Source organism: Streptomyces sp. 1114.5, from assembly GCF_003635085.1.
Taxonomy (GTDB): Bacteria; Actinomycetota; Actinomycetes; order Streptomycetales; family Streptomycetaceae; genus Kitasatospora.
Genome location: NZ_RBXE01000002.1, coordinates 1,827,955 through 1,853,886 on the forward strand (window position 1 = coordinate 1,827,955; position 25,932 = coordinate 1,853,886).

Here is a 25,932-nt window from a genome sequence, read left to right on the forward strand (position 1 = left end):
TCTTCGGATCATTGAGGGTGGGTGACTGGTCGTTGTTTGAGAACTGCACAGTGGACGCGAGCATCTGTGGCCAAGTTTTTAAGGGCGCACGGTGGATGCCTTGGCACCAGGAACCGATGAAGGACGTGGGAGGCCACGATAGTCCCCGGGGAGCCGTCAACCAGGCTTTGATCCGGGGGTTTCCGAATGGGGAAACCCGGCAGTCGTCATGGGCTGTCACCCGCTGCTGAACACATAGGCAGTGTGGAGGGAACGCGGGGAAGTGAAACATCTCAGTACCCGCAGGAAGAGAAAACAACCGTGATTCCGGGAGTAGTGGCGAGCGAAACTGGATGAGGCTAAACCGTTTTGGTGTGAGACCCGGCAGGGGTTGCCATTGCGGGGTTGTGGGAATGAGCTTCAGTCGTCTGCCGGCGGCTGGGCGAGTCAGAAACCGTATGGGTAGTCGAAGGACATGCGAAAGGTCCGGCGTAGAGGGTAAGACCCCCGTAGACGAAATCTGTACGGCTTGCTTGCTCATCTCCCAAGTAGCACGGGGCCCGAGAAATCCCGTGTGAATCTGGCGGGACCACCCGCTAAGCCTAAATATTCCCTGGTGACCGATAGCGGATAGTACCGTGAGGGAATGGTGAAAAGTACCGCGGGAGCGGAGTGAAATAGTACCTGAAACCGTGTGCCTACAAGCCGTGGGAGCGTCGTTCATCAGCTTGCTGGTGGGCCGTGACTGCGTGCCTTTTGAAGAATGAGCCTGCGAGTTTGCGGTGTGTAGCGAGGTTAACCCGTGTGGGGTAGCCGTAGCGAAAGCGAGTCCGAATAGGGCGTCTGAGTTGCATGCCCAAGACCCGAAGCGGAGTGATCTAGCCATGGGCAGGTTGAAGCGCGGGTAAGACCGTGTGGAGGACCGAACCCACCAGGGTTGAAAACCTGGGGGATGACCTGTGGTTAGGGGTGAAAGGCCAATCAAACTCCGTGATAGCTGGTTCTCCCCGAAATGCATTTAGGTGCAGCGTCACGTGTTTCTTGCCGGAGGTAGAGCACTGGATAGGCGATGGGCCTTACCGGGTTACTGACCTTAGCCAAACTCCGAATGCCGGTAAGTGAGAGCGTGGCAGTGAGACTGTGGGGGATAAGCTCCATGGTCGAGAGGGAAACAGCCCAGAACACCGACTAAGGTCCCTAAGCGTGTGCTAAGTGGGAAAGGATGTGGAGTCGCAGAGACAACCAGGAGGTTGGCTTAGAAGCAGCCACCCTTGAAAGAGTGCGTAATAGCTCACTGGTCAAGTGATTCCGCGCCGACAATGTAGCGGGGCTCAAGCACATCACCGAAGTCGTGTCATTGCAGCATTGAGGGCCAACGCCTGCTGTGATGGGTAGGGGAGCGTCGTGTGCCGGGTGAAGCGGCGGTGGAAACCAGTCGTGGACGGTATACGAGTGAGAATGCAGGCATGAGTAGCGATACAAGAGTGGGAAACTCTTGCGCCGATTGACCAAGGGTTCCTGGGTCAAGCTGATCTGCCCAGGGTAAGTCGGGACCTAAGGCGAGGCCGACAGGCGTAGTCGATGGACAACGGGTTGATATTCCCGTACCCGCTTTGAAGCGCCAACGCTGAACCTCTTGATGCTAAGCCCGTGAAGCCGGCCCGGAGTCTTCGGACAATGGGACGTGGTGGAGCCGGTGGCCCAACGGGGTAGTAGGTGAGCGATGGGGTGACGCAGGAAGGTAGTCCAGCCCGGGCGGTGGTTGTCCCGGGGTAAGGGTGTAGGCCGTGAGGTAGGCAAATCCGCCTCACATTAAGGCTGAGACCTGATGCCGAGCCGATTGTGGTGAAGTGGATGATCCTATGCTGTCGAGAAAAGCCTCTAGCGAGTTTCATGGCGGCCCGTACCCCAAACCGACTCAGGTGGTCAGGTAGAGAATACCGAGGCGTTCGGGTGAACTATGGTTAAGGAACTCGGCAAAATGCCCCCGTAACTTCGGGAGAAGGGGGGCCATTCCTGGTGACGGGCCTTGCGCCTTGAGCTGGGGGTGGCCGCAGAGACCAGCGAGAAGCGACTGTTTACTAAAAACACAGGTCCGTGCGAAGCCGTAAGGCGATGTATACGGACTGACGCCTGCCCGGTGCTGGAACGTTAAGGGGACCGGTTAGCTCCATTTCGGTGGGGCGAAGCTGAGAACTTAAGCGCCAGTAAACGGCGGTGGTAACTATAACCATCCTAAGGTAGCGAAATTCCTTGTCGGGTAAGTTCCGACCTGCACGAATGGCGTAACGACTTCTCGACTGTCTCAACCATAGGCCCGGTGAAATTGCATTACGAGTAAAGATGCTCGTTTCGCGCAGCAGGACGGAAAGACCCCGGGACCTTTACTATAGCTTGATATTGGTGTTCGGTTCGGCTTGTGTAGGATAGGTGGGAGACTTTGAAGCGGCAACGCCAGTTGTTGTGGAGTCGTCGTTGAAATACCACTCTGGTCGTGCTGGATGTCTAACCTGGGTCCGTGATCCGGATCAGGGACAGTGTCTGGTGGGTAGTTTAACTGGGGCGGTTGCCTCCTAAAGGGTAACGGAGGCGCCCAAAGGTTCCCTCAGCCTGGTTGGCAATCAGGTGTTGAGTGTAAGTGCACAAGGGAGCTTGACTGTGAGACTGACGGGTCGAGCAGGTACGAAAGTAGGGACTAGTGATCCGGCGGTGGCTTGTGGAAGCGCCGTCGCTCAACGGATAAAAGGTACCCCGGGGATAACAGGCTGATCTTCCCCAAGAGTCCATATCGACGGGATGGTTTGGCACCTCGATGTCGGCTCGTCGCATCCTGGGGCTGGAGTAGGTCCCAAGGGTTGGGCTGTTCGCCCATTAAAGCGGTACGCGAGCTGGGTTTAGAACGTCGTGAGACAGTTCGGTCCCTATCCGCTGTGCGCGTAGGAGTGTTGAGAAGGGCTGTCCCTAGTACGAGAGGACCGGGACGGACGAACCTCTGGTGTGCCAGTTGTCCTGCCAAGGGCATGGCTGGTTGGCTACGTTCGGGAGGGATAACCGCTGAAAGCATCTAAGCGGGAAGCCTGCTTCGAGATGAGCACTCCCACCTCCTTGAGAGGGTAAGGCTCCCAGTAGACGACTGGGTTGATAGGCCGGATATGGAAGCCCTGTGAGGGGTGGAGTTGACCGGTACTAATAGGCCGAGGGCTTGTCCTCAGTTGCTCGCGTCCACTGTGTTGTTCTGAAACAACGACCGCCCTGTCGGCGGGTCGATAGTTTCATAGTGTTTCGGTGGTCATAGCGTGAGGGAAACGCCCGGTTACATTCCGAACCCGGAAGCTAAGCCTCACAGCGCCGATGGTACTGCAGGGGGGACCCTGTGGGAGAGTAGGACGCCGCCGAACAATTCTTGTGAAGAACCCCCATCCGGATCCCGGATGGGGGTTCTTCGCGTTTCCCGGGCCTTCGTTCGGCCGGTTCGTTCAGCCGGTCTTGGGGATGTCGCGGAGTTCCTGCGGCTGTTCCAGATCGTTCGCGAATTCTGCCCACCAGCGACTACAACACTTGGCCATGTAGGCGATCCGGGCCTTGTTGTGCGCCGGGAGCGACCTGATGAGGCTGGCGCGGTTCTCCTGGCTGATGGCGTGGAAGCTGAGCCAGCGGAGGAGGAATCGGCCGCTGCCGGTGAGCCGTAGGGACGGGTCCTTCTGCAGGCTGTTGAGGTCGGACACGTAGGAACCGTCCATCGGGTCGGGGCCGGGGTCGGCGGTCGGAGGTCCGGAGGGGTCGAGCGGGCCGGCAGCCGGGTGGGTCGCCGGGTGGGGGCCGGGGAGGAAGCGGGCCGGGATCGGGTCCTCGCCTCGGCTCAGGCGTTTGCGGACGTCCCGGGCGGTGCCGACGGAGATCCCGGCTCGTCTGGCGATCTCACGCAGGCTCAGATTCGGTTCGGAGTCGATGAGTTCGCCGGCCCGCAGCCGACCGGCCGTGGTGTTGAGCGGTCGGACCCGGCCGTCGCGGCCGAGCCTGGACTGGGCGTCGGCGTGGCCGTCGGCCAGGGAACGGGCTCGGATCCGGGCGACGGTGGGGGCACTGAGGCCGGTCATCCGGGCGATGGCCCGGTCCGACCAGCTCTCGCCGGATTCGAGGATGCGGGCGGCGGCTGACTCCCGGTCGGCGAGCGAGAGCGGCAGTCCGTGCGTGACGTTCAGCTGGACGGCCCGGATGAAGGCCTCCAGCTCGGTGCCGTCGAAGAACTCGACGGCCACCTCGGTGTCTCCGCGCGACTGGGCGACGCGCAGCCGGTGCATCCCGTCGATGACCCGCATGGATCCGCGGTGGACCAGGATCGGCGGGAGGGTGGCGTCGGATTCGGCCAGGAGTCGTATGTGGTCGGGGTCCTCGCCGTCGAGTCGGGGGGAGTCGGCCGGCCGGATCCGGTCGATCCGGACGGTTTCCACCGTCATGTTCCATGAACGACGAGCGATCTGGACGGCACTGTCTGGAGTGGGGGTCGAACGCCCTTCGCTGTGCAATTTCACCTTCACTGGACGAATGGAAACCGCAGGGGGAAGCCGGTCCTGATTGATTTTGACTGAATATGTGCCGGAGACTGAACGGTGTGGTGTGCCGCATAATATCGGCCACTTTCATTTGCCTTCCGGCTGATTCACCTCCGTATCGGAGAGTATTTTGCGAGCTGGGGCATGTCAAGAGAGATCGTCAAGGAGCTCCGGGGAAGCGTTTGGCCTGGTCGTCGGGGGTGACCCGGCCATGCGCCGGGTACCCAGGGAAAGCGTCGCCAAAACCGGCAGATATGGCGTGGGTGTTTCCGGGTGAATCGCGCATGTTGCGGGCGTACGGCAATATCACGAAGAAATCTCGTCATGGGAATAAAATTGAGAGTGGCCGATACCGGGCCGATGAGGACGGCAGCAGACGGCAGCAGACGGCCCGGACGTCGGCCAGTGCCAGCACCGTGCGTTCGCGCAGCGGACCGCGCCGGAGATGTTCGGCGCCGGGCAGTCGGAAGCCCTCGGCGGCCTGGAAGCGGTCGCCGAGGGCCAGGCGGGGCGAGGGCGCGGGGCAGGGGGCGCTGCGGCCGGCAGGTGCGCGCCTTCCCGGGCAGGTCCTCGATCGGAACCGCCTCGCGGGCCGACTGCCTGCGGTGGGCGCGCCCCGGATCGCGCCCCGGATCGCGGCGCGCGGGCGCGGCAAAGTGATCGCTGTACATCCCCGTCTCCCCCGTTGGTGACGTTCGTCTCCCGGTCAGCGGCAGCCGCTCGGCAACGAGCGAGGGCACGGCTGATCGGGCGTGTGCCGGGTTGGGTCAGGCAGGGCCTGGCCCGGACCGGCAGTCCCGGGCGGTCCGGCCGACTCGGCAGGACCGCGCTCGGGTCACTCGGTGCGCCTGCCCTGCGTCAGGCTCGGCCGGGTGGGGGCCGGCGGGGCCTGACGCAGGGCCTCGACGAGCTGGGTCACGGTCGGCGCCTCGATCACGGTCCGGACGCTGATCGCCAGCCCGAAGGTGGTGCGGACCCGGTCGACCAGGCGCAGCGCGTCGACCGAGCTGCCGCTGAGGGTGAAGAAGCTTGCCTCGTCGTCGACCCGGTCCAGTCCGAGGAGTTCGCACCAGATCGCGCGCAGGAGGTCGGGGGTGGGGGCTGGGTGTGCCGGGCTCATGGCGTCGGTCTCCGTCAACGGAAGTCGCGGTCGGTTACGGGGCGGCAGGAGGCTGAGGTCGGCAGGACGGCCGAGGTCAGCAGAACTCCAGGAAGAACATGTCGCGGTGTCCCTCGGTGGCCGGCGGGGCCAGCGCGACCGGGGACGCGGAGTGCAGGCAGGTGCGGTCGTCGAGGAAGATGAAGTCGCCCGGCTCGGTCAGGGTGTGGGTGAGCAGCGGCGTTCCGGCGTTGTCGTACAGGGTGCTGGCCCCGCCCGAGACGTCCCTCCGGGCGACCAGCATCATGACGATGTGTTCGACGCCGTCGCGGTGGACGCCCTCGGGGGTCGGGTGGCCGGCCTCCACCCCGGTCGCGGTGATCCGGTGCTGGTGGATGTTGACCCGGCGGACCGGGGCGGGCGGCCGGTCGTCCGGCGCGCTGTCGGCGATGCGCGCGGTGAAGTGGGCCAGCAGCCGCCGGAGCACGGGAGTGTCCAGCAGCCCCCGGTCGACTGCCTCGAAGCGGCGGACCACTCCGCCGTTCAGCGGGTTGATCTCCTTGCTCTGCAGAAAGCCCGCGTGTTCGAGCGGCCGGATCGCGCCGCCGTCCAGTTCGTACGAAATCGCGGAGTATTTCCGCCGCCGGTACGTGCCGCCGTCCCCCATGTGGCCGTCCAGCGGCAGATTCTCCCAAAACCGGCTGAATCCCTCCCAATGGCCGGAGTTCAAGAGCGGATCGTCGCGGACATTCCCCAGCGAATAGTTCGGCTCATCCATTCTTCCCAGGCTCATGACGGCCCGAGGCCCTGTCAAGGGTCGTCGGACCAGGGGTGCGACGGCCGTTCGACGGGGCAATTCGCACCGGTGGAATTACCGGGCGCATTCGGGTATGGTCGCTCGTCCCGCTCGCACGGGGGGCCGGTTGCGGCCCGCTCCGGGGTGGTGTGTTCAACTGCCACGATCTGTCAGTTGCCCGCCCTGTGACGGCACTCGGCGGGAGCCCGGCGGAAACCGACGAGCCTTGACGAACGCTCGGGCCCTCGCCGTTACTGGCTTCCGGCCGGAGCTCACCCCAGCTCCACGCTCCCGGCCGTTCCGCCCTTCCGGCCCGGCGGAAATCGTCGTCCGATCCGCCGTCGGCGATGCGAGGCGTTGCGCGGGTGTCGAGTCCGGCCCAGCAGCGCCGGGCCCCCTCGACTCGACACGTGAAGGAGCCGCATGGCCATGGCCGAGGGCCTCGACACCACGACGACCGGGAGCACGGTCCCGCGCTCCGACGGTCTCCCGGAAGCGCCGTCCGACCTCCTGCCGGGCGAACTCGCCGCCGGGATCGCCGACTTGAGCCGCACCCAGGACGTGCCCGAGGAGCTGACGCTGCTCGCCGCGTTTGCCGTGCTCGCCCTGCGGCACGGCGGCGGACCGGAGCCGGAGGCGACGCTCCACACGGGCGAGCCGGCCGGCACCCGGGTGCACCGGGTGGAGCTGGCCGACGACCCGTCCTTCGTCGAGCTGCTGGCCCGGCTGCGCAAGCAGGCGCCCGTCGAGCCGTCGGCAGGGCCGGCCGGCCTGCGGATCGAACTGCGCCCCGGGGCCGGTACGGCCGACGGCCAGGCGGCAGACGGCTCTGCGGACGGCCGGGCGGACGACGCGGCCGGCCGGCCCGCCCTGACCGTCCGTCGCTCGCCCGAGGGCCTGCACACCCGGCTCGACCACCGCCCCGAGGCGGTCGCGCGTTGGACCGCGCGCTGGCACGCCCTCCTCGCCGCCGTCCTCGCCGACCCGACCGTCCCGGTCGGGCGGACCGCCGTCCTGCCGCCCGCCGAACGGGCCCTGCTGCTCGGCGCCTGGTGCCGTACGGGCTCCTCGGTGCCCGCCGCGCCGCTGGTGCACCGGCTGGTGGAGGCCTGGGCCGAGCGGACACCGGAGGCCGTCGCCCTGGTTCAGGCCGAACAGGCCGTCAGCTACGCGGAGTTGAACACACGGGCGAACCGGCTGGCGCACTGGCTGCGGGAGCGGCAGGTCGGCCCCGAGGTCGCGGTCGCGCTCTACGGCGGCTCCACCGTCGGGATGCTCACCGCGATGCTGGCCGTGCTCAAGGCCGGCGGCTACTACGTGCCGCTGGACGTCGCCGCGCCACCTGCCCGTACCGCCGAGGCCCTGGCCGAGTGCGCGCCCCGGCTGGTGCTCACCGAGGCCCCGCACGCGGCCCGGCTCGCCGAACTGCCCGCCGGCTACGGGGAGATCGGCCGGCCCGGACTCGGCGTGCCGGAGATCCACGACCTGGCCGACTGCGACCTCGCCGACCGCCCGGCCGACGACCCGCAGACCCCGGTGCACGGCGAGAACCTCGCCTACGTGATGCACACCTCCGGCTCCACCGGCCGCCCCAAGGGCGTGGCCATGCCGCACCGCGCGCTGGTGCGGATCATCGACTGGTACGTCGACGCGACCGCGATCGAACCCGGCGCGCACGTCCTGCAGTTCAGCGCGCTGAGCTTCGACGCCTCGTTCTGCGAGATCTTCGGCGCCTGGCACGCCGGGGCCCGTCTCGTCCTGCTGCCCGACGAGTCCGTACGGCGCGAGCCCGAGGCGCTGCTCGACCTGCTGGAGCGCGAGGCGATCGAGCACCTGGAGGCGCCCTACTCCGGCCTGCTCAACATCGCGCACTGGGCGGCCCGCCCGGACGGGCGCCGGGTCACCCGGCTGCGCACCGTCGTCACCGGTGGCGAGCAGCTGGTGATGGCTCCCGACCTGGTGCGCTGGCTGGAGCAGATGCCCGGCTGTGTGCTGCGCAACGGCTACGGCCCGTCCGAGACCAGCGTGGCGACCACCCACTGGTTGCGCGGGAACCCGGCCGACTGGCCGCGCCTGCCGTCCATCGGACGTCCGATCACGGACGCCGCGGTGTACCTGCTCGACCGGGCCCTCCAGCCGACCCCGACCGGCGTGGTCGGCGAGCTGTACGTCGGCGGGCCGATCGTCGCCCGGGGCTACGCCGGCCGGCCGGGGCTGACCGCCGAGCGCTTCGTCGCCGACCCGTTCGCCCCCGAGCCCGGCAGCCGGATGTACCGCACCGGCGACCTGGCCCGCCACCGGCCGGACGGCTCGCTGGAGTTCCTGGGCCGGGCCGACCAGCAGGTGAAGATCCGCGGCCACCGGATCGAACTGGGCGAGGTGGAGTCGCGGCTGCTGGAGCACCCGCAGGTCGGCGAGGTCGCCGTCACCCTGCACGAGGACGCCACCGGCCGCAGCCTGGTCGGGCACGTGGTCGCCCGGGACCCGGCCCGCACCCCGACCGCGCGGGAACTGCGGGAGCACGCCGCCCGGTTGCTGCCCGAGCACATGGTGCCCGCCCGGTTCGTGACGCGCTCCGCCCTGCCGCTCACCCCCACCGGCAAGCTGGACCGCGCCGCCCTGGAGCTGCCACCGCCGGAGCCGTCCGGGACCGGGCGTGCGGCTGAGGCGGGGTCCGAACCGCCCGGCGCCGCGGCCGGGTTGACGGAGACCGCCGCGGCACTGCTCGGCATCTGGCGCGAGGTGCTGGCGATCCCGCAGATCGAGCTCACCGACGACTTCTTCGACCTCGGCGGCCACTCCCTGCTGGCCACCCAAGTCGTCTCCAAGATCCGCACCGGACTGGGCAAGCGCGTCCTGATCGGCGACATCTTCGAGTGCCCGACCGTCGAGCTGCTGGCCGCCCGGATCGACCAGACCGCCACCCGGGAGGCCAAGTGAGCCGCCCCGTCGTCGTCATCGTCGAGCCCTACTCCTCCGGCAACATGTACGCGCCCGCCCTGCGCCGGGCGGGCTTCGCGACCTGCGGGGTCACGCTGCGCTCGGCGGCCCCGTTGGCCGCCTCGTTCCGGGCCGAGGACTTCGACCACCACTTCGAGTACGGCGCCGACGACGCCGCACCGATCACCCCCGAACTGCTCGACCCGGTCCTGGAGCGGCTGCGCCCGCTGGCGCCGGTCGCGATCCTGCCCGGCGAGCAGCACGGCGTCCGGCTCGCCGACCGGCTGGCCGCCGAACTCACCCCGGACCGCGCCAACCGGCCCGAACTCGCCGCCGCCCGCTGGCACAAGGGCGAGATGTACGCCGCCGTGGCCGCTGCCGGACTGCCGATCGTCGAGACCCTCTGCACCCGCGACCCGGAGCAGGTGGCCGACTGGCTGCGCGAGCGCGGGCTCACCGGCCGCGACCTCGTGGTCAAACCCGCCAACGCCTCCGGCACCGACGGCGTGACCAGGCACCCGGGCGGCGCCGGCTGGCGCGAGGCCGTCACCGGGCTGGCCGGCGCGGTCAGCCGGCACGGCATCCAGCTCACCGACGTCGTCGTCCAGGAGTACGTCACCGGCGTCGAGTACGCGATCGACACCTTCAGCCACGACGGCGTGCACACCGTGACCGACATCGTCCGGTACCGCAAACTGGACTCCGGCGGCCGGATGGCGATCTACGAGAGCATGGAGTTCGTCCCGTACGACGCCCCGGGCCACGCCGAACTCCTGCGCTACACCCGGCAGGTGCTGGACGCCCTGGGCGTCCGGTTCGGCGTCGCGCACACCGAGGTGATGCTCACCGACCGCGGGCCGCTGCTGATGGAGGTCAACGCCCGGCCGCCGGGCGGGGCGCAGCCCTGGGCCTGCCAACTGGCCACCGGCGACAACCTGATCGACCGCGCGGTTCGCCACCTGGCGGGGGAGAGCGACGTCCGCCCGGATTACGACCTGGAGATGACCGTCCTGGTGGTGTTCTTCTCGGTCCGTTCGGCCGGCCGGATCAGCGGGATCGCCGGCCTGGACGCCATCACCGAGCTGCCGAGCTGCTGCCACCTCAAGGTCAACGTCGAGGACGGCGACGAGGTGCCGGAGACCCTGGACCTGATGGACGCGCACAAGCTCGGGGTGGCGGTGCTCGCCGACCCCGACCCGGCGCAGGTCGCCGCCGACCACCTGGAGGTGCGGCGGATCGCCTCCCGGGTCGGCCGGCCGGGGGGCTTCACCGTCGACGTGGCCGCGGTGACGCCGTGACCGTCGGCCCGCCGGACACCGTGCACGGTCAGTACACAGCGGACGCTCCGTACGTGGCGCACCCTGACCAGGCCGGCTATCTCGAAGCGCTGCGGGATCCGGGGCTCATCCCGGTGCTGGGTGAGCTCGGCGGGTTCGGCGGGTTCGGCGACGGCCTCGCCGAGCTCGCCGAACTCTCCTCACCCACAGGGAGGTTGACGCCGCCCGCGCTGACCGGTGGGGTGCTGGTGTTGACCCCGCCCGGCTCCGCCGCCGCCCCGCTGGGCGCCGCGCTCGCCGAGCGCGTCGGTGGGACCTTCGCCGCCTGCGCGCCCAGCGAGCTGCCGGCACTCGACGCCGTCGCCGACCACGTGGTGCTGGCCGCGCTCTCCGACGAGCTGTCGCTGGACCTCCTGCTCGAAACCCTCGACGCGACAGCCGGGTTGCGCCGCGCCGGCCGCGGCGAGGCGGCGCTCGGCGTGCTCTCCGGCCGGAGCCTGGAGGAGCTGAGCCGGCTGCTCGCCAAGGGCCTCGGCGCCGCCCTGCGACCGCCGCCCGACCACCCGCAACTGTGCGTCGCCCCGTGGGGCGGCCCGCAGCGGGCGGAGGTGCCCGGCCTGCACTGGGTGACGGGCGCCGACACCCGGGCCGAGGTGCTGGCGCCGCTGCTCACCGGACGGCGGCACGGCCTGGTGTCCTTCGCCGTGGCCGGGCGCGAGCACGGCCTGGTCCTCGCCGACACCGTGGTCTGCGGCGCCACCGCCGACCGCACACCCGGGCCCGGCCAGGGGCCGGTGCCGGACGGCGCGCCGAGCTGCGCCTTCACCGGGAAGTGCTTCCGCCCGGGCGTGGCCGCGGCCGAGGTCATCCCGGCCCGGGCGATCCGCGCCGACGTGGTCCTCGCCAACAGCTGCACGTCCTGGCGGCCCGGCGACGGTTTGGTGGCCGCCGAGTACCGGCTCACCGAGGCCTTCGCCCGGGGTGGCGCCGCGGCCTTCATCGGGGCCGTGCACCGGATGGTCCCGGACGTGCGGCTCAACCGCCTCGCCCACCGCGCCGCGGCCGCCGGGGCCACCGTCGGGCAGCTCGGCGTCCTGCTGAACCGGCAGGCCGGCGACCGGGAGGTGCCGTACCACCTGGTCCTCGGACTCCCGTGGGTGGTGCCCGTCCCGGGGGCCGGCCCGGCCCGGCTGGCGGACCTCGCGACGCTGCTCGACCGCAGGGACACCGCCGGGGAGACGGCGGCGAGGGCCGGGCTGCGGCGGGCCGGGCGGGCGATCCGGGCGCTGCGCGAGCTGCCGCTGGCCGGGCTGCTGCCGGCCGAGGGCCTGCCCGAGCTCGACGCGCAGGTCGGTGCGGCGGTGGCCGCGCTCAAGGGGGATCCGTCGGTGCTGCGGACGGACGCCGAGGGCGATCCGGTGGAGCGGCTGCTGGAGCTGGTGGCCGAGGCGGAGTACGGCGTGGCGCTGGACCTCCACGACTTCGGGCAGGTCAGCGAGTCCCCGCTGAACGAGGTCTGGGAGGACTTCCTGGAGACCACCGCGGTGCCCGGCGGCGAGCGCTGCCCGTACTGCGCGGGACCGACGGCCACCGTGACCGGCCGGCACCCGGCCTACCCGGAACTGCGGCGCGAGGTGTGGGCCTGCCACCGCTGCGGGCCGGTGCTCGACCTGCCCGCCGGGGCTCCGGTCCGCGGAATCGGGCTGGACTTCCCGCCGCTCTGGCCGAGCCCGGGCACGGTGGAGGTCGAGGTGACGGTCACGGCGGCCGACGGGGCGGGGGAGGGGCTGCCGGCGGCGGTGCTGGTCCAGGTGGCCAAGGCGGCGGCGCACGGGCTGGTCGTACCGGAGCCGCAGCGGGTGCTGCTGGTGCCCGGCAGCCCGGTCCGGGTGCGGGCCGAGGTCGAGGTCGGGGAGCACGCCTTCGCGCACCACGAGCACGCCGTCCGGGCGATCGTGGTGGCGGGCGGGCAGGTGCACGGCGCCTCCCGGCCGGTGGCGGTGCGGCCGTCGTATTGACGGGATGTGGACGTCCGGCCCGGGAATCCTTCGGAACGCCTCCGGAACGCCTTCGGGGCGTCGCCGGAACGTCCCCGGGAATTCCTGGCGGCGCCGTTCAACTGACAGGAACTCACGGTTGCACGCACGGCCGCGGCCGGCGAAACCCGGGGAAAGCTTGTGCACGCCCGGGCCGGTCGGATGTAGTGGTCGGGTTGCCGACGCAGGATCAAGGTGCCTGGAAAGGTGGAGAATTGAATCCGTTCGACGACCCGGAGGCCTCCTTCGTGGTGCTTGTCAACGACGAGGGGCAGCATTCGCTCTGGCCCGAATTCCTCGAAGCCCCCGCCGGTTGGCGGACCGCCCACCCGGCGGCGAGCCGGGCGGAATGCCTGGAATTCATCGAGCGGAATTGGACGGACCTGAGGCCGGCGAGCCTGACGGCCTGACCTCGACGGCCCGGCAGCACAAGAAAGCAGAAGGCAGAAAGCAGCAGGAGACGGAGGGGACATGGCTGCGGCGCCGCTGTCGTTCGGACAGGAGCGGTTCTGGTTCCTGAACCAGGTCGAGGGATTCTCGGCGGCCCACAACTCGGCGGAGGCCTTCCGGCTCTCGGGCCCGCTGGACGCCGGGGCGCTGGAGGCGGCACTGGGGGACGTGGCCGCGCGGCACGAGGTCCTGCGGACCGTGTTCCCGCTGGTCGACGGCGACCCGCAGCAGCGGGTGCTGCCCGTCGAGGAGGGCCGGCCGGGCCTGGTGGTGGCCGCGTCGACCGAGCAGCAGGTGCGCGCCGAGGTGGCCGAGGCCGCCGGGCGCGGCTTCGACCTGACGGTGGACCGCCCGCTGCGCGCCTGGCTGTTCGTGCTGGCACCGCAGGAGCACGTGCTGCTGCTGGTGTTCCACCACATCGTCTGGGACGCCTGGTCGGCCGGGCCGTTCTGGGGCGACCTCGCCCGGGCCTACCGGGCCCGGCTGGCGGGCTCCGCACCGGACTGGCCCGCGCTGCAGGTCCAGTACCGGGACTTCGCGGTGTGGCAGCGCACCGTCCTCGGGCACGAGGACGACCCGGAGAGCACGCTGGCCCGGCAGTTGGCCCACTGGCGTGGCGAACTCGCTGGGATCCCGCGGGAGTTGGACCTGCCCGTGGACCGTCTGCGGCCCGCCGTCCCCAGCCGGGTGATCGGCACCGTTCCCTTCCGGATCGAGACCGAACTGCACGGACGCATCCAGGAGTTGGCCCGCGAGGGCCAGGCCACCGTGTTCATGGTGCTGCACGCCGCGATCGCCGCGCTGCTGACCCGGCTGGGCGCCGGCACGGACATCCCGGTGGGCACCCTGGTGGCCGACCGGGGCGACGAGGCGCTGGGCGAGCTGGTCGGCTTCTTCGTGAACACCCTGGTGCTGCGCGCCGACACCTCCGGCGACCCGGACTTCAGGACCCTGCTGGGCCGTGTCCGGGACACCGACCTCGCCGCCTTCGAGCAGAAGGACCTGCCCTTCGAGAAGCTGGTGCACGCGCTCAATCCGGAGCGGTCGGTCGACCGCAACCCGCTCCACCAGGTCTCGATCGCCTTCTACGACGGCGTGGAGAACGCGCTGGAGCTGACGGGCGTCCACGCCCGGCACGAGAGCATCGACACCGACAGCGGCACCCTGGACCTCGTCTTCGACCTCAACCAGACCAGGACCGCGGACGGCGGGCCGGGCGGCATCGACGGCGTACTCGCCTACGCGGTGGACCTGTTCGACCGGGACACCGCCGAGCACCTGGCCCGCGGCCTGCTGCGGCTGCTCGAAGCGGCGGCCGCGGACCCGGAGGCGCCGATCGGCCGGGCCGACCTCGCCTTCCCGCTCGACCGCTACCGGGCCGTCCGGCAGGCGCGACCGGCCGGACCCAAGGAGGGCGCGCCGCAGTCCGCCCAGGCCGCCCAGGCCGAGCCGTCCGCCGGGGCCGCCCAACCCGCGCCGTCGCCCGACGCCGTGCAACCCGCCCAGCCCGAGCCGTCCCCGGCGGCGGACCGGGGCGCCCGCACCCCGCTGGAGGAGACCCTGTGCGGGCTCTTCGCCGAGGTGCTCCAGCGCACGCCGATCGCGGTCGACGACGACTTCTTCCTGCTCGGCGGGCACTCGCTGGCGGCGACCCGGCTGGTCAGCCGGATCCGCTCGGTGCTCGGGGCCAGGCTCGGCGTCCGCGAGTTCTTCGACGAGCCCACCGTCGCGGGCGTCGCCCGCCGGCTCGGCGACTCGGACCGCAAGGACCCGCTGCCGCCGATCTCCCGCCGGGCGGCCGCGCCGGGCGGCACCGGCCGGGGCGTCTAGCGGTGGCCCCCGACACCGGACTCAACGCGGACCTGCCGGCCTGGCGGCCCGGGGCGTCGACCGAACGGTGCCTGCACGAGGTCTTCGAGGAGCGTGCCGCCGCCGACCCGGCGGCCCTGGCGGTGGCCTGCGGTGAAGAACGGCTCAGCTACCGCGAGTTGGACGAACGGGCGGACGCGCTGGCCCGCCGCCTGCTGGCCGCGGGCGTACGGCGCGGGGAACTGGTCGGCGTCCACCTGGAGCGCGGTACGGAGATGGTGGTCGCCATCCTGGCCGCGCTCAAGGCCGGGGCGGGCTACCTGATGCTGGACCGGGACTTCCCGGTGGAGCGGCTGCGGGCCATGGCCGAGGACGCCGGCCCGGCCGTGCTGGTCGCCCGTACGGCGGCGGACGCGAACCGGCTCGGCACCACGGCGGGCTTCGTCCCCCTGGCCGATCCCGCTGCCGATCCCCACGCCGGTACCGGGCCGGCGCCACCCCGCGCCGCTGCCCGCGCCCGGCCGGGGGACACCGCCTGCGTGATCTTCACGTCCGGCTCCACCGGCCGCCCGAAGGTGGTCGCCGCCCCGCACCGGGCGATCGTCGGCACCGTGCTCGGCCAGCACTACACCCGCTTCGGCCCGCAGACCGTGTGGCTGCAGTGCGCGCCGGTCTCCTGGGACGCCTTCGCGCTGGAACTGTGGGGGCCGCTGCTCTCCGGCGGCGCCTGCGTCATCCACCCCGGGAGCCCGGACCCGCTCCGGATGGAACAACTCGTCGCCCGGCACGGCATCACCACGATGAACCTCCCGACCGTCCTGTTCCACGTGATCATGGACACCCGTCCGGAGGTCTTCGCCGGCCTGCGGGACCTGCTGGTCGGCGGCGAGGCGCTGTCGCCCGGGCACGCCGCGCGGGTGGTCCGGCGGTTCCCGCGGCTGCGCTTCGTCAACGGCTACGGGCCGGTGGAGTGCATGGTCTTCGTGACGACGCACCGGGTCGAGGCCGCCGACGCGGACCGCCCGTCGGTGCCGATCGGCCGCCGCCTGGCCGGCAAGCCCGTCCACGTCCTGGACGGGCGGCTGCGCCCGGTGCCCGACGGGGAGGTCGGCGAGCTCTACGCCTCGGGCGTCGGGCTGGCCCACGGATACCTCGGCCGGCCCGGGCTGACCGCCGAACGCTTCGTCGCCGACCCCTTCGGGCCGCCGGGCGCCCGGATGTACCGCACCGGCGACCTGGTACGCCGGTACGGCGACGGGGCGTTGGAGTTCGTCGGCCGCGCGGAGGCACAGGTGAAGATCCGCGGCACCGGCGTCGACCCCGCCGAGGTCGAGGCGGTCCTGACGGCGCACCCCGACGTCACCGGGGCCGTCGTCCTGGTCGCCGGCGACCGGGCGGAGGACCGTTCCCTGGTCGCCTATCTGACGATCCGCCAGAGAGTCGGACAGCAAGCTCGACGGCAGGTCGCAGAGGCGTACGCCGACCTCGATCTGCGCGGCTATACGGCCGGGAAGCTCCCTGATTTCATGGTCCCGTCGCGGTTCGTGATCGTGGACTCGTTCCCCCGGACGCACAACGGAAAGCTCGATCGCACGGCCCTGGTCGGACTCGACGCAGGCACGCCGCTCGGAGGTGGGCACAATGCTGGTTCTGGGATTCAAAGAAGGCCATGACGGCTCGATAGCCGCGATCGACGACGGCCGGCTGCTGTTCTCCCTGGAGGCGGAGAAGGACTCGTTCCCGCGCTACGACCGGCTGACGGCCGAGGTGCTGCTGCTCGCCGCGGAACGGCTCGGCCGGATCCCCGACGCGGTGGCCGTCGGCGGCTGGGTGAAGGGCGCGCACTCCGTCGAACCGCCGTCCAGGACGGGGTACTTCGGCGTCGGCCCGGGCGCGGTGACGGACGAGGCGGGCAGGTTCTTCGGCAAGGACGTCCGGATCTTCTCGTCCACGCACGAACGCTCGCACATCATGACCGCGCTGGGCCTGTCCTCCTTCCGGCCCGGGCAGCCCTGCTACTGCCTGGTCTGGGAGGGGAACATCGGCTCCTTCTACCTGGTCGACGAGCACGGCACGGTGACCCACCTGCGCCACGTGCTGGCGGACCCGGGCAACAAGTACGCCTACCTGTTCGCCCTCGCCGACCCGCGCTTCCCCGCGAACAAGGGCCTGCTGCGCCTGCAGGACGCCGGCAAGCAGATGGCGCTGACCGGCTTCGCCCGGAAGGGCGGCGCCACGGCGGCCGAGCAGGAGCTGATCGACTTCCTGCTCGCCCAGGACCAGATCATCCTCAGCCTGGCCAAGGACCAGATGACCTGGACCCCGTTCCACGACATCGGCGTGGAGTCCCAGGAGTACAAGGACGTTGCGGCCCGGCTGTCGGACGCGATCTTCGAGCGCTTCCACGACTACGCCGCGAAGGAGCTCACTGCGGGCTACCCGCTGCTGATCTCCGGCGGCTGCGCGCTCAACTGCGAGTGGAACCGCCGCTGGCGCGAATGCGGGCTGTTCCCCGAGGTGTTCGTGCCGCCCTGTCCGAACGACAGCGGCTCGGCCCTGGGCACGGCCATCGACGCGCAACTGCACTACACCGGCTCGGCCGCGGTGGAGTGGGACGTCTATGCCGGCGACGCCTTCGTCGAGGACGCCTCCTTCGACCCGGCCCGGTACGACGTGCGGCCGCTGGACTTCGCCGAGGTGGCCCGGTTCATCGCCGACGGGAACGTGATCGCCTGGGCGCAGGGCCGCTGGGAGATGGGCCCGCGCGCGCTCGGCAACCGCTCCATCCTGGCCGCGCCGTTCAGCCGCGACACCACCACCCGGCTCAACAAGATCAAGCAGCGCGAGGGGTACCGGCCGATCGCCCCGATCTGCCTGGAGGAGGACGCCGAGCGCTGGTTCAGCGGCTCCGTCCCCGACCCGTGGATGCTCTACTTCAGCCAGGTGACCTCCGACGCGCTGCAGGCCGTCACCCACGTCGACGGCACCGCCCGGGCGCAGACGGTGACCCCGGAGCAGAACCCGGAGATCGCCGGGCTGCTGACGGCCTTCCGCGACCTGACCGGGTTCAGCGTGCTGTGCAACACCTCGCTCAACTTCTCCGGGCGCGGCTTCATCAACCGCACCACCGACCTGATCCGGTACGGCGAGGAGCACGGCCTGGACGGCTACGTCGTGGGCGACACCTTCGCGGTGCGCCGCGGGCCGAGGGCGTGAGGCGGACCGCCGTGCGCCGGACCGCCCTGCCCTGCACCGCCGTGCCTCGCACCGCGCGCCGCGCCCTGATCCTCCACTCCACCCACGCCAACGGGAAGGCGGTTCGACCGTGAGTCCAGAATCCCGTCCAGTCGCCGGATTCCAGGCGGATCCGGAGTTCTTCCGCCTGGAGGAGCGCACCGAGTTCGACGCCGGGCTGGTCCTGGAGGTGCTGCAGGGCCGACGGCTCGGCGTCATGTTCCGGGGGGTGATCCCGGCCGAGGCGCAGAAGGAGTCGGTCGCCCGGTTCTGGTCCAGCCCGGCGCGCCGGCACCGCGAGGGAGAGCCCTCGCACTACATCGGCTCGTACCACTGGAACAAGTCGACCGAGACCTACCTCGCCGAGACCGAGAAGATCACCGCGGACGTCCGCGAGGTGCTCGACGTGCCCGGCTCGCCCTGGCAGTCCTTCCGGGACGGGCTGGCCGATGAACTCGCCCGGCACGGCGCCGTGTTGAGGATCGCCGAGCACGAGGGCGCCGAGGCCTGCCCGGCGCTGATCCGGGCCTGGGACAAGGAGGGCAGCTTCGCCCTCGAACCGCACGAGGACGAGGCGCAGTGCGGTGACCCCCGGCAGGCCGGCTTCGAGATCCAGGGAGTGCGCGACCACGAGGTCTGCGCGGTCAACATGTGCGTGGAGCACGAGGAGGGGGGCCGGCTGGTGATCTGGAACATCCGCCCCGACGCGGAGAGCCGCCGGCGGCTGGGCATCGAGCACACCGGGTTCTCCTACCCGGCCGAGGCGCTGGCCGGCTTCGACGAACTGCGCATCGAGGTCGGCCGCGGGGACGTCTACGTCTTCAACGGCGCCTACGTGCACGCCGTGGACGCCAGCACCGGGAACCGGACCAACCTGTCCTTCCTGATGGGCTTCATCGACGACCGCACCGTGGTCTCATGGACGTGACCCCCGGCGGCGCCCGATGAGCGCCCTCCAGCTCTCCGCCCTCGCGTACGTGCACGGCGAGCGGCGCCCGATCGCCGAACTGGCCGACCGCCTCGCCCCCGAACTGCTGGCCCCCGATACCGGGTTGGCCTGGTACCGGGCGAGCGAGCGGGAGATCTGGCAGCTCGCCGCGGAGGCCGGTGCCCGGACCGTCGAGGCCGCCGTCGAACCGCCCGACCTGCTGGTCTACGTGAGCGAGAACGACCACGGCAGCAGCGACTCGCTGACCCACCTGGTCCGCGCACTCGGCCTGCCCGCCACCCGGTACCTGCGGGTCTCCGGGCACGACTGCGGCAACCTCGGCCCGGCCCTGCACCTCGCCGGGCAGGCGCTCGCCTCGGGCGAGCACCGCCGGGTGCTGCTGCTGATGGCGGACCGGGTGCTGGACGGGGACCGCAGCCAGGCCGACACGCTCTCTGTGGTCAGCGACGGCGCCGTCGCCTGCCTGGTCACCGCGGGGGAGCCGGACGGCGGAACGGACGACGAACTGTCCTCGGACGGTGTGCGGTTCGCGGTGCACGGCGTCTCCACCGTCACCGACGCGGAGGCCGGGGCCGGGGCGGGCGTCGGCGACCGGATCCTGGCCACGGTCGCGCTGGCCGTGGCCGGCACCGCGGAGATCGCCCGGCAGTGCGGCCGCGCGGCCGAGGACTTCGACCACCTGCTCTTCCCCAACTACCGCACCGTCGCCCAGCAGTTCCTCTGCTCGGCGATGGGCGTGCCGGTCGAGCGCGTGCTGTTCGGCCCGATGGCCGAGTACGGGCACTGCTTCTCGGCGGACAGCCTGGTCTCGCTGGCGCACTGCGCCGAACGCGGGGGGATCCGGCCGGGCGAGCACGTGCTGGCCTTCGGCGACGGCCCCAACTCCTGGTCCTCGCTGGCCGTCGAGCGGATCGCCTGACCACCGGCCCCGCTCCACCTCGGAACGAGCGCCGGAACGAACGGGCGCCGGAACGAACGAGCGCCGGAACGAACGAACCTCGGAACGAACGAACGTAGGGAACCAGGGAACCACCATGCCCATAGTCGTAACCGGCCCAGTGAACCGCGCGGTGCGCGAGCTCGTCGAGGACGGGACGGACCCGCGGGACCGCGCCGGCTTCGTCACCGACCCCCGGCGGGCCGTCGTCGTCGCCGACGACCGGCAGGCCCCGGCCGCCGGCTCCGGGCCGTCGGCGCAGGACCTGGTGACGGTACGGGCGTACGAGGCGGCGCCGGCCCCGTTCGCCTCGACCGGTGCCCCGTTCGCCTCCTCCGGCGCCCCGTTCGGGCCGACGGGCGCCGCGCTGCCGCTGGTCGAGGCCCTGGGCGCGCCGACCGGCGCGTTCCTGACCGCCCTGCGCCACGCCGAGCAGCACTGCCGCACCGGCGGGGAGGAGGTCGCGCTGGCGCAGGCCCCCGGCCGTGACGTCGTCCTGGTCGGCGCCGGGGTCGTCAACCTGCTGACCGCCTGGTACCTGGTCCGGGCCGGCCACCGGCTCCGGATCCTGGACGCGCGGCCCGACCCGAGGACGGCGCTGCCCTGGACGGCGTACGGCTGCAGCCGCGGCGGCGGCGGAGCCCGGATGTTCACCCTGACCGAGGCCGACGACTACCACGCCAGGACCGCCGCCGACCGGCCGTTCGTCAACGGGGTCTTCCGCCGCTCGCTCGGCGCCCGGGGCTGGAACGTGAAGGCGACCCCGTTCACCGCCGAGGAGGAGCGCTGGATCTCCCAATTCGAAGCCGTGCCAGGCTGGTTGGCCCAGATCTACAATGACGACATTCTCTCGTTCAACCGGGAGAGCCGCAAGCTGTGGCGCACGCTCCGCGAGGAGTGCCCGGGCCTCTTCGAGGACGTGGAGTACACGCCGGGAGTCCTGCGGCTCTACACGGACGGCGCGCAGCTGGAGCAGTCCGCGCAGCGCCACGCCGGCCTCGGCGCCCTGCGCGCGGTGCTCGACCCGAAGGAGCTCCGCCGGCGCCACCCCGGACTCGCCGGTGCGACCGGGGATTTGGCGGGCGGCCTGGAGGTGCCCGGCTTCACGGTGGACGTGCACGCCTTCATGGCCCGGCTGGTCACCCGGCTGGAACAGGCCGGGGCGGTGTTCCGCTGGTCCACCCCGGTCGAGCGGCTGGAACGCGCCGCCGACGGACGGCTGCACGGCCTGCGCCTGCCCGGCGAGGTGGTCACGGCCGACAGCTACGTGTTCTCCCCGGGCGCCTACGGCCGGGAGCTGCTGGCCGGCACCCGCTCGGCCGGCCGGATCCACGGCGTGCTCGGCGTCTGGATGGAACTGCCCAACCTGGCACCGGAGTTGCGCCACTCGCTGAAGATCGCCCGGCGCGGCCACCTGACCGAGGACGCCAACGTCACCCTGGGGACCGACGGCCGCGGCCGCCCGGTGCTGATCGTCGGCTCCGGCTACGGCTACACCGGCGCCGACCCCGCCGACATCGAGCCGGCCGCCCTGGAGCGGATGTTCGCCGCCGTCGAGGACACCTGCCGGCAGTTCTTCCCGGAGGCGTACGCCCGGGCCATCGCGGACGGTTCGCTGCGGCGCGGCCGCCGGCTCTGCGTGCGGCCCTGGACCTCCGCCAACCTCGGCGTCCTGGAGACGCTGCCGACCACCGCCGACGGGGTCGGTGTCATCACCGGTGGCCACAACACGGGCGGCTTCGCCCAGGCACCGAGCGTGGCACAGGCCGTCGTCGCCGCCCTGAAGGGACGGCCCCACCCGATGCACGAGCTGTACCACCCGCTGCGCCTGGAGCGGTTCCTGCACCCCGCCGGGGACGGCCACGCGTGGCCGCGCACCCCGGCCGCCTCCGGTGCTTCTGTCGGTTCCGCTGCTTCCGCCGCCCTCCCCGCCGGGCAGGTGCTGCGATGACCGTGGAACGCCGCAACGGCAACGAGTGGCACCTCACCCCGGAGGCCCCGGGCGCGCGCCTGCGGGTGGCCGTGCTCTGCTCGGACGACCCGCACCACCGCTACCTGGTCGCCCGGATCGCCCGCGACCTGGACCTGGTCGGCCTGGTCGTCGAGCCGGGCGCCGCGCAGCAGAGCCGGCTCTGGGCCCGGCGCGCCTGGACGGATGCCGTCGCCCGCGGCTACCAGGTCCGCCGCCAGCGCTACACCGGACGGTCCGCCTACCGGCGCCGCTACTTCGCAGCCCTGACCCGCGCGCTGACGCCCCCGCTGTCGTCTCCGGGAGAGGCGCCGGCGCAGGCCCCGGCGGCGCCGTCGCCGTCGCCGGAGCGGGTGCTGCGGGTCGACTGGATCAACTCGCCCGAGGCCGTGGCGTTCCTCGAAGACCTCCGCCCGGACGTCACCGTCGTCTGCGGGACGACCTACCTGAAGCGCCCGGTCATCGAGGCCGGCCACCTGATGATCAACATCCACGGTGGCTACCTGCCGCAGTACAAGGGCAACCACTGCGTGTTCTTCGCCTTCCTGCGCAAGGACTACCGGCGCATCGGCGCCAGCCTGCACCTGGTCACCTCCCGGCTGGACGGCGGCGAACTGGTCGAGGTGGTCCGGCCGGAGGTCCTTCCGCAGGACAACGACGAGCACCTGTACGACCGTTCGGTGCACCTCGCGATCGACCGGCTGGCGGAGATCCTCACCGTGTTCGAGGCCGGCGGCGGCGACACCGTGCTGCGCACCGTCGCCCAGGAGGACACCGGCGAGACCTTCCGGCACCGCAGCCGCAAGCCCCACCTGGACCTGTGGGCCTGGCTGCGGATCCGGCTCGGCCTGGAACGGGTGCCGCACATCCCGCGCCCGCAGCCGCCGATCGACTGCCTGGTCCCGCGTGAGGCCGTCGAACCGGTCGAATCATAAGAGCGCCGGAAAGACCGAGGGGCGATCCCGCAACGGGACCGCCCCTCGGTCGTGCCTGCGCCCGGTTCAGCCGAGGTAGTCCTCGGGCGTCGAGCCGCGGCGGACGGTGTCCAGGGTGAAGCAGTGCAGGCCGCCGCCGAACAGCCGGCGGTGCCGGTGGCGGACCGGGACGGCGGTGAAGCCGTGCCGCTCCAGGGTCCGCATCAGCTCCGGGCAGGCCTCGTTGACCAGGACCGTCTCCTGGTCCACGGACAGGACGTTGAGGTCGATGTACGGGCTGGTGAGCACCAGGTCGTCGTCATCGTAGGACGGGAAGGCGTTGATCTCCGGCTCCGGGGCGAAGATCATGTCCCACTTGCGCAGCGGCTCGGGCAGCATCTCGGCGACCCGCGGGGTGCGCACCAGCAGCAGGCCCGGCCGCAGGGCCAGCACCATGCTGTCGATGTGGTTGTCCGTGATCGACACGCGGTGGATCCGGAAGCGGCCCTCCAGGTGGCGTTCGAGCCAGTCGACGCCCAGCGCGTGGTTGGCCGTCGAGACGTTGATCATCAGGTCCCGGCCCAGGCGCAGACACTGCGCGCCGTCGATCATCATCTCGAAGCCGGTGTCGTACGGCGAGGACTCCGGCTCCTTGATGAACTCGGCCGGCCCGCCGGGCGAGCGCTCGGCGTACGAGGGGTCGAAGGAGGCGTCGGTCATGATCGGCCGGGGCATCACCGTCCAGCGGGCGCCCTGCTCGAAGTAGCCCTGGAAGACCTTCTTCAGCAGCTGCGTCTCGAAGTACCGGGACCGCACCTGTGGCGGGGTCTCGATGATCTCGTCGCCCAGGATCAGGGTGTTGTCCCGGATGTTCAGCGGCGGCAGCACGGCGGCCGGCCAGGCCAGCGTCTCCACACTGCTGACCTCGGCCAGCGGCATCGGCCGGTGCACCGTGACGGAAAGGGACTCCAGGGTCCGCGCGATGCCCTCGACGTCCTCGTTCAGTTCCTCGACGTACCGCTTCTTGATCGGCGACTGGGGGCCGGCCTCCGCGCTCTTCCCGGAGCCGCGCGGGGAGATCACCGGGTAGTACTGCCGGTCGTAGAAGGACTTCTGCTCGGAGAGCTGGTCGTAGAAGAACAGCTTGAAGGAGAGTTCGGTTTCGTGGGTCGTGTAGTTCTCGGCCGAGCCGACGATGACCTCCTGGAGCGGGGACCAACCGTCGTAGCTGTTCAGGCGCACGGGCCTGCCTCCTTCTTCGGTTCCTTCGGCGGTTCTTGGTTCGGTTCTGGTCAGGACGCGGGTGCGTGGGGTGCGGTGGGTGCCGTGGGTGCGGGGGCCGCGGCGGCGACCAGCCGGGTCAGGGTTCCCAGGGTGGGTGCGGCCAGGAAGGCCGGCACCGAGACGGCCACGCCGTACTCCGCCCGGACCCGCTGCAGCAGCCGCATGACCCGGGCGGAGTCGCCGCCGCTGGCGAAGAACTCGTCCGGCAGGGCCGCGGTGTCGCGGGCCAGCACCTCGCACCAGAGCTCGGCGACCCGGCGTTCCTGCTCGGTGCGCGGCGCGTCGCCCGGCTCCGCCGCCTCCGCCGCCTCCGCCGCCTCCGCCGCCCGCGGTGCGGGCAGTCGCGAACGGTCGAGCCGGCCGGTCGGGTCCAGCGGCAGCCGGGGCAGGACGACGATCCGCTGCGGCACCGCGTACTCGGGCAGCGCGGCGCGCAGGTGGCGCAGCAGCTCCTCGGGCGCGGCGCCCTGCGGGCCGGGCGAGGTGACGTACCCGGTCAGGCGGTGGCCGGGCGGGGCCTGCGGGTCGGCCAGGACGGCCGCGTGCCGGACGGTCGGGTGGGCGCGCAGCAGCACCTCCGCCTCGGCGGGCTCGGACCGGCGCCAGCCGGCGGTCCCGGCGGCGTCGTGAGCGGCGTTCACGGTGACCAGCTCGGCCCCCGGGAAGTGGCCTGCCACATCGGGCAGTTCGCCGTCACCGGAGACGGCGACGGCCCGCAGGCCCGGTACGGGCGCGCCGGCGCCCAGCTGGACCAGGAACAGCCGCAGCAGGTCGGCCGTGCCGTGCAGGACCGTCGCCCGCTGCCGGGCGAGCTCGCCCAGCAGAGTGGCCGGCGGCGCCGCGTACGGGTTGAGGACGTGCAGGCTCGCGCCGGTGAGCAGGGCGGCGAACAGCTCGGGCGCCGAGCCGTCCAGCGCGTGCCGGGCGACCAGCGGCACCCGGTCCTCGGCGGTCAGGCCCAGCCGGCCGGCGAAGCCGAGCGCCTGCGCCAGCACCTCCCGGCTGCTCTCCGTGCCGCCGTCCGGCCGGACGCGGGCGGGTGCCCCGGCGGTGTCCTGCGCTGCGAAGGCCGGTCCCCGGAGGCCGCCCCCGAGGTCGCCCCCGGGACCGTCCCCGGCGATGGCGAGCACCGGCACCCCCTCGGCCGCGCGCTCGGCCGCCCGGGCGTGGGCGGCGTCGGTGAGGAGCAGCGTCGGTGCGGTGGCGGCGAGGACGGCGGGCTGCGCCTTGGGCTGCTGCGGGTCCAGCGGGACGTAGGCGGCGCCGGTCTTGAGCACCGCCAGCACGGCGGCGACCGCCGCGATGTCGTGGCCGCACCAGAGCGCGACCCGGTCGCCGGGGCCGGCCGTGGGCCGGATCCGGGCCGCCAACTCGTCGGAGGCGGCGTCCAGTTCGCGGTAGGTCCACTGACCCGAAGGGCCGTGCACGGCGAGCCGGTCGCCGAAGCGGGCGGCGGTCGCGCGGAACCGCTGGACCGGGGTCTCGTCGGGGGCGGGCGGGGCGGCGTCGGTCGGTCGCCCGCCGGGGTGTGCGGTCTGCTTCCGCGTCATTGCTGTGCTCCTGTCGGGCGGATCAGGCAGGTCGGCCGGTGTCCGTGGCCCGGGCGGGCCGGGCCGCCGGCTCAGGCGGGCTCATCCCGGCTCAGGCGGGCTCATCCCGGCTCGGGCGGGCTCATCCTGGCTCGGGCGGGCTCATCCGGGCTCAGG

General features: G+C 71.5%; 16 protein-coding genes and 2 rRNA genes. 13 read left to right on the plus strand and 5 right to left on the minus strand.

The features are described from left to right. Positions 1–68 precede the first annotated feature (68 nt). Positions 69–3,189: ribosomal RNA gene (locus tag BX285_RS31115) — 23S ribosomal RNA — on the plus strand. A 71-nt stretch (positions 3,190–3,260) separates the two neighbouring features. Beyond that, a 5S ribosomal RNA gene (gene rrf, locus BX285_RS31120) occupies positions 3,261–3,377 on the plus strand. A gap of 78 nt (positions 3,378–3,455) precedes the next feature. On the opposite strand, the gene BX285_RS31125 is transcribed toward rrf, so the two are convergent. From BX285_RS31125 to BX285_RS31140, 3 genes are all read right to left on the minus strand, one after another. Further along, complete coding sequence (locus BX285_RS31125; protein ID WP_121178939.1) at positions 3,456–4,436, minus strand: ParB N-terminal domain-containing protein; 981 nt, start codon at positions 4,434–4,436, stop codon at positions 3,456–3,458. A gap of 931 nt (positions 4,437–5,367) precedes the next feature. Beyond that, on the minus strand, positions 5,368–5,652 hold the full coding sequence (locus tag BX285_RS31135; protein WP_121178941.1) for an acyl carrier protein: 285 nt from the start codon (positions 5,650–5,652) through the stop codon (positions 5,368–5,370). 76 nt (positions 5,653–5,728) lie between these two features. After that, the gene (locus BX285_RS31140) at positions 5,729–6,361 is read right to left on the minus strand and encodes a 2OG-Fe dioxygenase family protein (RefSeq protein WP_179852660.1); all 633 of its coding nucleotides are present in this window, start codon (positions 6,359–6,361) and stop codon (positions 5,729–5,731) included. Between the two features lie 489 nt (positions 6,362–6,850). Here BX285_RS31140 and BX285_RS31145 point away from each other — a divergent pair, with 489 nt between their 5' ends. The 11 genes from BX285_RS31145 (at position 6,851) to BX285_RS31195 (ending at position 22,963) form a co-directional block, all read left to right on the plus strand. Next, positions 6,851–9,367 carry an amino acid adenylation domain-containing protein gene (locus BX285_RS31145; protein WP_121178942.1) on the plus strand — a complete coding sequence of 839 codons (2,517 nt, stop codon included), beginning with the start codon at positions 6,851–6,853 and terminating at the stop codon, positions 9,365–9,367. Further along, positions 9,364–10,665 carry an ATP-grasp domain-containing protein gene (locus BX285_RS31150; protein ID WP_097234839.1) on the plus strand — a complete coding sequence of 434 codons (1,302 nt, stop codon included), beginning with the start codon at positions 9,364–9,366 and terminating at the stop codon, positions 10,663–10,665. The genes BX285_RS31145 and BX285_RS31150 overlap by 4 nt, the downstream gene beginning before the upstream one ends. Positions 10,666–10,718: 53 nt before the next feature. Continuing rightward, complete coding sequence (locus tag BX285_RS31155) at positions 10,719–12,662, plus strand: hypothetical protein (protein ID WP_147465253.1); 1,944 nt, start codon at positions 10,719–10,721, stop codon at positions 12,660–12,662. Between the two features lie 233 nt (positions 12,663–12,895). Then, a complete protein-coding gene (locus BX285_RS36940; protein ID WP_147465254.1) occupies positions 12,896–13,090 on the plus strand; it encodes an MbtH family protein in 195 nt (64 codons plus the stop codon). A gap of 61 nt (positions 13,091–13,151) precedes the next feature. After that, entirely contained in the window at positions 13,152–14,960 is a 1,809-nt protein-coding gene (locus BX285_RS31165) for a condensation domain-containing protein (RefSeq protein ID WP_121178945.1), read from the plus strand. 2 nt (positions 14,961–14,962) lie between these two features. Continuing rightward, complete coding sequence (locus tag BX285_RS31170) at positions 14,963–16,612, plus strand: amino acid adenylation domain-containing protein (RefSeq protein WP_220783991.1); 1,650 nt, start codon at positions 14,963–14,965, stop codon at positions 16,610–16,612. Beyond that, on the plus strand, positions 16,581–18,155 hold the full coding sequence (locus BX285_RS31175; protein ID WP_097234835.1) for a carbamoyltransferase C-terminal domain-containing protein: 1,575 nt from the start codon (positions 16,581–16,583) through the stop codon (positions 18,153–18,155). The genes BX285_RS31170 and BX285_RS31175 overlap by 32 nt, the downstream gene beginning before the upstream one ends. Before the next feature lie 109 nt (positions 18,156–18,264). Further along, a complete protein-coding gene (locus BX285_RS37580; RefSeq protein ID WP_183107259.1) occupies positions 18,265–19,101 on the plus strand; it encodes a hypothetical protein in 837 nt (278 codons plus the stop codon). A gap of 16 nt (positions 19,102–19,117) precedes the next feature. Continuing rightward, positions 19,118–20,041 (plus strand): 3-oxoacyl-[acyl-carrier-protein] synthase III C-terminal domain-containing protein, encoded by a 924-nt coding sequence (locus tag BX285_RS31185; RefSeq protein ID WP_121178946.1) that lies wholly within the window; start codon positions 19,118–19,120, stop codon positions 20,039–20,041. Positions 20,042–20,156: 115 nt separating this feature from the next. Next, a complete protein-coding gene (locus tag BX285_RS31190) occupies positions 20,157–22,010 on the plus strand; it encodes an FAD-binding oxidoreductase (RefSeq protein ID WP_147465255.1) in 1,854 nt (617 codons plus the stop codon). Continuing rightward, positions 22,007–22,963 carry a formyl transferase gene (locus BX285_RS31195; RefSeq protein WP_121178948.1) on the plus strand — a complete coding sequence of 319 codons (957 nt, stop codon included), beginning with the start codon at positions 22,007–22,009 and terminating at the stop codon, positions 22,961–22,963. The genes BX285_RS31190 and BX285_RS31195 overlap by 4 nt, the downstream gene beginning before the upstream one ends. Positions 22,964–23,029: 66 nt before the next feature. Here the strand turns inward: BX285_RS31195 and BX285_RS31200 are convergent, their stop codons facing one another. Then, complete coding sequence (locus BX285_RS31200) at positions 23,030–24,184, minus strand: glycine amidinotransferase (RefSeq protein WP_097234831.1); 1,155 nt, start codon at positions 24,182–24,184, stop codon at positions 23,030–23,032. A 50-nt stretch (positions 24,185–24,234) separates the two neighbouring features. Continuing rightward, positions 24,235–25,776 (minus strand): AMP-binding protein, encoded by a 1,542-nt coding sequence (locus tag BX285_RS31205; RefSeq protein WP_121178949.1) that lies wholly within the window; start codon positions 25,774–25,776, stop codon positions 24,235–24,237. Between the last annotated feature and the right edge of the window lie 156 nt (positions 25,777–25,932).

What these genes read in the sequence shown, in the direction of transcription:
- BX285_RS31195 (WP_121178948.1), top strand. Translation starts at nt 22,007, where the DNA reads ATGACCGTGGAACGCCGCAACGGCAACGAGTGGCACCTCACCCCGGAG.
- BX285_RS31205 (WP_121178949.1), bottom strand. Translation starts at nt 25,776, where the DNA reads ATGACGCGGAAGCAGACCGCACACCCCGGCGGGCGACCGACCGACGCC.
- BX285_RS31185 (WP_121178946.1), top strand. Translation starts at nt 19,118, where the DNA reads ATGAGCGCCCTCCAGCTCTCCGCCCTCGCGTACGTGCACGGCGAGCGG.
- BX285_RS31135 (WP_121178941.1), bottom strand. Translation starts at nt 5,652, where the DNA reads ATGAGCCCGGCACACCCAGCCCCCACCCCCGACCTCCTGCGCGCGATC.
- BX285_RS31125 (WP_121178939.1), bottom strand. Translation starts at nt 4,436, where the DNA reads ATGACGGTGGAAACCGTCCGGATCGACCGGATCCGGCCGGCCGACTCC.
- BX285_RS31190 (WP_147465255.1), top strand. Translation starts at nt 20,157, where the DNA reads ATGCCCATAGTCGTAACCGGCCCAGTGAACCGCGCGGTGCGCGAGCTC.
- BX285_RS31165 (WP_121178945.1), top strand. Translation starts at nt 13,152, where the DNA reads ATGGCTGCGGCGCCGCTGTCGTTCGGACAGGAGCGGTTCTGGTTCCTG.
- BX285_RS31145 (WP_121178942.1), top strand. Translation starts at nt 6,851, where the DNA reads ATGGCCATGGCCGAGGGCCTCGACACCACGACGACCGGGAGCACGGTC.
- BX285_RS31175 (WP_097234835.1), top strand. Translation starts at nt 16,581, where the DNA reads ATGCTGGTTCTGGGATTCAAAGAAGGCCATGACGGCTCGATAGCCGCG.